Below are 6,021 nucleotides of genomic sequence, written 5' to 3'. Positions count from 1 at the left end.
AGAACCCAGGTAAGGAAGTAACAGTAGGAGACGACGGAACAGCGACGGTGACAGATCCAACAACAGGCATCAGTCATACAATTCCAGGAACAGACCTAGTGAACCAAGACTTCACCCCAGTGAAACCGACTGAAAAAGTCCCAGTCAAAGATTTGAATAATCTAAGCAAAGACGAACAAGATAAAGTTAAAGAATCAGTGGAAAAAGCAAATCCAGGTAAGACTGTAGTTGTTGAACCGACAGGTAAAGTAACAATCACTGATCCAGAAACAAACGTCACTCATAATATTCCTCGTGATGAATTGTTATTTGCATATGCAAAAGGTGAACCAGAAGTTTTAGAAAATCCAGAATTCAGTGGTGGAGTGAATGCACCGGATTCGCCAATCCATGAAGTACCAGAATTTAATGGTGGAGTAAACGGTGAACCAGAAGTTCAACCAGAATTACCAGAATTCAACGGTGGAGTAAATGGAGAACTTCCAGAGCCAACTGAGTTGCCAAAAGTTAACCTTATCATTACAAAATGGACTGATGAAAATGGCAATGAGTTGAAACCAGCAGATGCGAAAGCTCCAGCAGTATTAGGCGAAGCCAATGAAGCATTTGAACATGGTGAAATTGAAGGTTATGTATTTGTAAGAACAGAAACTAAAGGTGATGTTGTAACTCATATCTTCAGAAAAGTGAGTCCAGTTAGACCAACAGGTGACGGTCAACAAAGACCAGCTACACCATCTGACGATACAAATCCTAGACCGGATACTGTTATCCCTGCTGAAGTGCCAGCTGCTCAACCGGCTGAACAGCCAAGTCAAACAGTTGAAGTACCTGCTCAATTGCCGAATGAAGTGTCAGAAACTAATCCATCAGTTTCTCAACCGCAAGCAGTATTGCCAAATACTGGTACACAAGAAGACCGTGCTACCGGTGCACTAGGAGTTCTATCTCTTCTTGGCGCATTTGGTTTGCTATTTGCCAAAAAGAAAAAAGACGATGAAGAGGAAGCTTAAATAGATGATCTCATCTGATCCTTAGTAGCTTTCCCTGTATAAAGTCTTTGTAAATCAAAAAGAACTAGAAAAATCACTCATTTGTGAGAATTCTAGTTCTTTTTTTGCATTTCATAAACATTTCATATTTGGATTTTATAATAGTCTTACAAATATGGAGGTGACAAATGAATCCAATCCAAAGAGCTTGGGCTTATGTCAGCAGAAAACGACTGAGAAGTTTTATTTTATTTCTGATTTTATTGGTCCTATTGGCTGGAATTTCAGCCTGTTTGACTCTGATGAAGTCCAACAAAACAGTTGAAACCAATCTTTACAAATCACTCAATACATCTTTTTCTATTAAAAAGATAGAAAATGGTCAGACTTTCAAGCTGTCAGACCTAGTATCTGTAAGCAAGATTAAGGGACTGGAACATGTCTCTCCTGAACTGGAGACGATTGCAAAACTAAAAGACAAGGAAGCGGTGGCTGGTGAGCAGAGCGTAGAGCGTGATGATTTGTCAGTTGCGGACAAGAACTTGGTTAGCTTAACGGCTCTTGAGGATTCATCCAAGGATGTGACCTTTACCAGTTCGGCTTTCAACCTAAAAGAAGGGCGACATCTTCAAAAAGGGGATTCCAATAAAATTCTGATCCACGAAGAGTTGGCTAAGAAGAACGGTCTTTCGCTTCATGATAAGATTGGCTTGGATGCTGGACAGTCAGAAGCTGGCAAAGGGCAAACAGTGGAGTTTGAGATTGTCGGAATCTTTTCTGGTAAAAAACAGGAGAAATTTACAGGCTTGTCTTCTGACTTCAGTGAAAACCAGGTCTTTACAGATTATGAAAGTAGCCAAACCCTTTTGGGCAATAGTGAAGCTCAAGTCAGTGCAGCGCGCTTCTATGTAGAAAATCCTAAGGAAATGGACGGACTCATGAAGCAGGTGGAAAACTTGGCCTTGGAAAGTCAAGGCTATCAAGTCGAAAAGGAAAACAAGGCTTTTGAACAAATCAAAGACTCAGTAGCAACCTTCCAAACCTTTCTGACCATTTTCCTTTATGGGATGTTGATAGCAGGAGCAGGGGCCTTAATTCTTGTTTTATCTCTCTGGTTGAGAGAACGGGTCTATGAAGTGGGAATTTTACTTGCACTTGGAAAAGGCAAGAGCTCGATTTTCCTACAGTTCTGTTTAGAGGTAGTTTTGGTATCTCTCGGTGCCTTGCTTCCAGCATTTGTTGCAGGAAACGCAATCACATCTTATCTACTCCAAACACTACTAGCAAGTGGAGATCAGGCAACCTTACAAGATACGCTAGCCAAAGCAAGCGGTTTATCAGCCAACATCCTATCTTTTGCAGAATCCTATGTCTTTCTGTTGTTGATTAGTTGCTTATCTGTAGCCCTTTGTTTCCTATTCTTATTTAGAAAATCACCTAAAGAAATTTTATCATCTATTAGTTAAGAAGGAGAAATCATGACTTTATTACAATTACAAGATGTTACCTACCGTTATAAGAACACTGCTGAAGCAGTCCTATATCAGATCAATTATAATTTTGAACCCGGGAAATTTTACAGTATTATTGGTGAGTCAGGAGCAGGAAAATCCACTCTCTTGTCCCTCCTTGCTGGTCTAGATAGTCCTGTTGAAGGTTCTATTCTTTTTCAAGGAGAGGATATTCGTAAGAAGGGCTATTCTTACCATCGCATGCACCATATTTCCCTGGTCTTTCAAAATTATAACTTGATAGATTATCTTTCTCCACTGGAAAATATCCGCTTGGTCAACAAAAAGGCAAGCAAGGATACACTGCTTGAGCTTGGTTTGGATGAAAGTCAGATCAAGCGGAATGTTCTCCAGTTATCAGGTGGTCAACAGCAACGTGTTGCCATTGCTCGTAGTTTGGTATCAGAAGCTCCAGTTATTCTTGCAGATGAGCCAACGGGAAATCTGGACCCTAAAACTGCTGGAGATATTGTCGAACTGCTTAAATCACTTGCCCAGAAAACAGGTAAATGTGTCATCGTCGTCACACACAGTAAAGAAGTGGCGCAAGCGTCAGATATTACACTTGAGTTGAAAGATAAGAAACTGACTGAAACTCGCAATACTAGTAAATAATATGAGCTTGTTTTGATAGAATTATTAAATCAAATCTAGAAAGGGAATCTATGTTACACAACGCATTTGCCTATGTTACAAGGAAGTTTTTCAAATCGATTGTCATCTTCCTGATTATTCTCCTCATGGCGAGCTTGAGTTTGGTCGGCTTGTCGATCAAGGGAGCTACTGCCAAGGCTTCTCAGGAGACCTTTAAAAATATCACCAATAGCTTCTCCATGCAAATCAATCGTCGCGTTAATCAAGGGACGCCACGTGGTGCTGGGAATATCAAGGGTGAAGATATCAAAAAAATCACCGAAAACAAGGCCATCGAGTCTTATGTTAAACGCATCAACGCTATAGGAGATTTGACTGGATATGAACTCATCGAAACGCCAGATACCAAGAAAAATCTGACACCTGACCGTGCTAAACATTTTGGAAGTAGCTTGATGATTACAGGTGTCAATGACTCCTCTAAAGAAGACAAGTTTGTCTCTGGTTCTTATAAATTGGTTGAAGGAGAGCACTTAACAAACGACGACAAGGACAAGATCCTCCTGCACAAGGACTTGGCAGTCAAACACGGCTGGAAAGTAGGGGATAAGGTCAAACTAGACTCTAATATCTACGATGCAGACAATGAAAAAGGTGCCAAGGAAACAGTTGAAGTGACAATCAAGGGACTCTTTGATGGTCACAATAAGTCGGCAGTAACCTACTCACAAGAACTCTACGAAAATACAGCTATCACAGACATTCACACTGCTGCAAAGCTTTATGGATACACAGAAGACACAGCTATTTATGGGGACGCAACCTTCTTTGTAACAGCAGACAAAAACTTGGATGACGTCATGAAAGAGTTGAACGGTATCAGTGGTATCAACTGGAAGAGCTATACACTGGTGAAGAGCTCCTCTAACTACCCAGCTCTTGAGCAATCCATCTCTGGTATGTACAAGATGGCCAACCTCCTCTTCTGGGGTAGCTTGAGCTTCTCAGTTCTTCTCCTTGCCCTCTTGCTCAGCCTTTGGATCAACGCTCGTCGCAAGGAAGTAGGAATTCTCCTCTCTATTGGTCTCAAGCAGGCAAGCATCTTGGGTCAATTCATCACTGAATCGATCTTGATTGCCGTCCCTGCTCTCGTTTCTGCTTATTTTCTAGCTAACTACACAGCACGTGCAATCGGAAACACTGTCCTTGCCAATGTCACTTCAGGTGTTGCCAAGCAAGCCAGCAAGGCAGCTCAAGCCTCTAATCTTGGTGGTGGTGCAGAAGTAGATGGCTTTAGCAAGACCTTGTCGAGCCTAGACATTTCCATTCAGACATCAGATTTTATCATTGTCTTTGTCCTTGCCTTGGTTCTAGTGGTTCTCGTTATGGCGCTTGCTTCAAGCAATCTCCTCAGAAAACAACCAAAAGAACTCTTGCTGGATGGTGAATAAATTTGAAAAAATTAGTCTGAAATAGAGACTACATCTTATTTTTCTATTCAAGAATGGTGGATAGAGAATGGATATTTAACAATGTAAAATAGAGCCGAAAGCAGTGATAAAAATCATTGCTTTCAGTTGCTTTCTTTGTACTTTAGTGCTTCAATATGATATACTAAAGCTATGGAATTTATTAGAAAGGAATTTCACAACTTATATATGGGATTGTGCATAAAAATCTATAGAAACCTTATCTTGAAAATAGATAGATAAATCTGTAGAAGCCTATCCATATTGCAAACATATACTAGTAGACTTAGGAAGGGTCTGCTTTGGGAAATATAGATTAGTGAGGAAAAATAAACATTATGAGACAAACAAATGTTAGAGGAAGCTTATCCCTCCGTGGCTTTAGAAAATTAAGAACTGGTGCAATTGTTGCGACAGGTGTGATTTTATTGGGGTTGGGCTTCTTAGCTCCAACTGTGTCAGCGAGTGAACAAGATGGTGTCTGGGTAGCCAGAACAGTTGAGGAAGTGAAAGCTGATATTCAAAATATAGACAATTTATCACACTACACAATTAAATGGGGAGATACACTAAGTGCTATTAGTGGAGCAACGGGGCTATCTGTTGATAGTTTGGTTGAGATAAATCGTATTGCAAATAGAGATTTGATTTTTGCTAATAATAAATTGTATTTTAGCGAAGAAGCTTTTCTAAAAGATGGAAATACAGAAGTCAAAAGACAGCGAGTGTCGATTGATAATTCTGGTAGCTGTCAAAGTTATGAAGTTGAAACAAAGACAAATACTGTAACTGGAGAGCAAACTACTACAGTTAAACAAACGACACCAGTAGTTGTGGAAACACCAGCAGTATCGCCAGCACTGAAAGCAGAAACACCAGTCACAGTTGCGCCAAAATCAGACGAGTCAGCGACACCAGCGTTGAAAACTGAAGAACCATCAGCGCCAGCACCGAAAGTGGAAGAACCTGCAACCCCCTCGCCAAAAGCAGAGGAACCAACGACACCCGCACCGAAAGCAGAAGAACCAGCGACACCTGCACCGAAAACAGACGAGCCAGCGACACCAGCGCCAAAAGTAGAGGATCCAGCGACACCAGCGCCAAAATCAGACGAGCCAGTGGCTACAACGCCAAAAGCAGAAGAACCAGCGTCTACCACGCCAAAAGCAGATGAGCCAGCGACTCCGGCACCAAAATCAGACGAGCCAGTGGCACCAGCGCCGAAAGCAGAGGAGTCAACTGCACCCGCTCCTAAAGCAGAAGAAGCAACGACTACTCCAGCACCAAAAGTAGAGGAACCAACGACACCAGCACCGAAAGTGGAAGAACCAGTGACACCAGCGCAACCTGTGGAAGACCAACCAGCAGCGCCAGGAGCAACAGAAACCCCAACTCCAGCGCAACCAGCTGAAGAAACTCCAGCGTCAGGAGCAACAGAAACCCCAACTCCAGCGA

The 6,021-nt window shown here is 41.8% G+C and carries 5 protein-coding genes; all 5 read left to right on the top strand.

Features of this window, described 5'->3' with window-relative positions:
• A partial coding sequence (locus tag KV696_RS09535; protein ID WP_219967528.1) for an SIALI-17 repeat-containing surface protein occupies positions 1 to 1,013 on the top strand: 1,013 nt, incomplete at its 5' end.
• Between the two features lie 167 nt (positions 1,014 to 1,180).
• Positions 1,181 to 2,458: an ABC transporter permease gene (locus KV696_RS09530; RefSeq protein ID WP_219967527.1), complete on the top strand. Its 1,278-nt coding sequence runs from the start codon at positions 1,181 to 1,183 to the stop codon at positions 2,456 to 2,458.
• A gap of 12 nt (positions 2,459 to 2,470) precedes the next feature.
• A complete protein-coding gene (vex2, locus tag KV696_RS09525; protein WP_000173750.1) occupies positions 2,471 to 3,118 on the top strand; it encodes an ABC transporter ATP-binding subunit Vex2 in 648 nt (215 codons plus the stop codon).
• 50 nt (positions 3,119 to 3,168) lie between these two features.
• Positions 3,169 to 4,548 (top strand): ABC transporter permease, encoded by a 1,380-nt coding sequence (vex3, locus tag KV696_RS09520; RefSeq protein WP_219967526.1) that lies wholly within the window; start codon positions 3,169 to 3,171, stop codon positions 4,546 to 4,548.
• Positions 4,549 to 4,904: 356 nt separating this feature from the next.
• Positions 4,905 to 6,021: LysM peptidoglycan-binding domain-containing protein (locus KV696_RS09515; RefSeq protein WP_219967525.1), on the top strand; the 1,117-nt coding region annotated here is incomplete at its 3' end.

Origin of the sequence: Streptococcus humanilactis (genome assembly GCF_019448275.1) — a bacterium.
GTDB classification, from domain to species: domain Bacteria; phylum Bacillota; class Bacilli; order Lactobacillales; family Streptococcaceae; genus Streptococcus; species Streptococcus humanilactis.
This window is presented reverse-complemented; position numbering and strand designations above follow the sequence as displayed.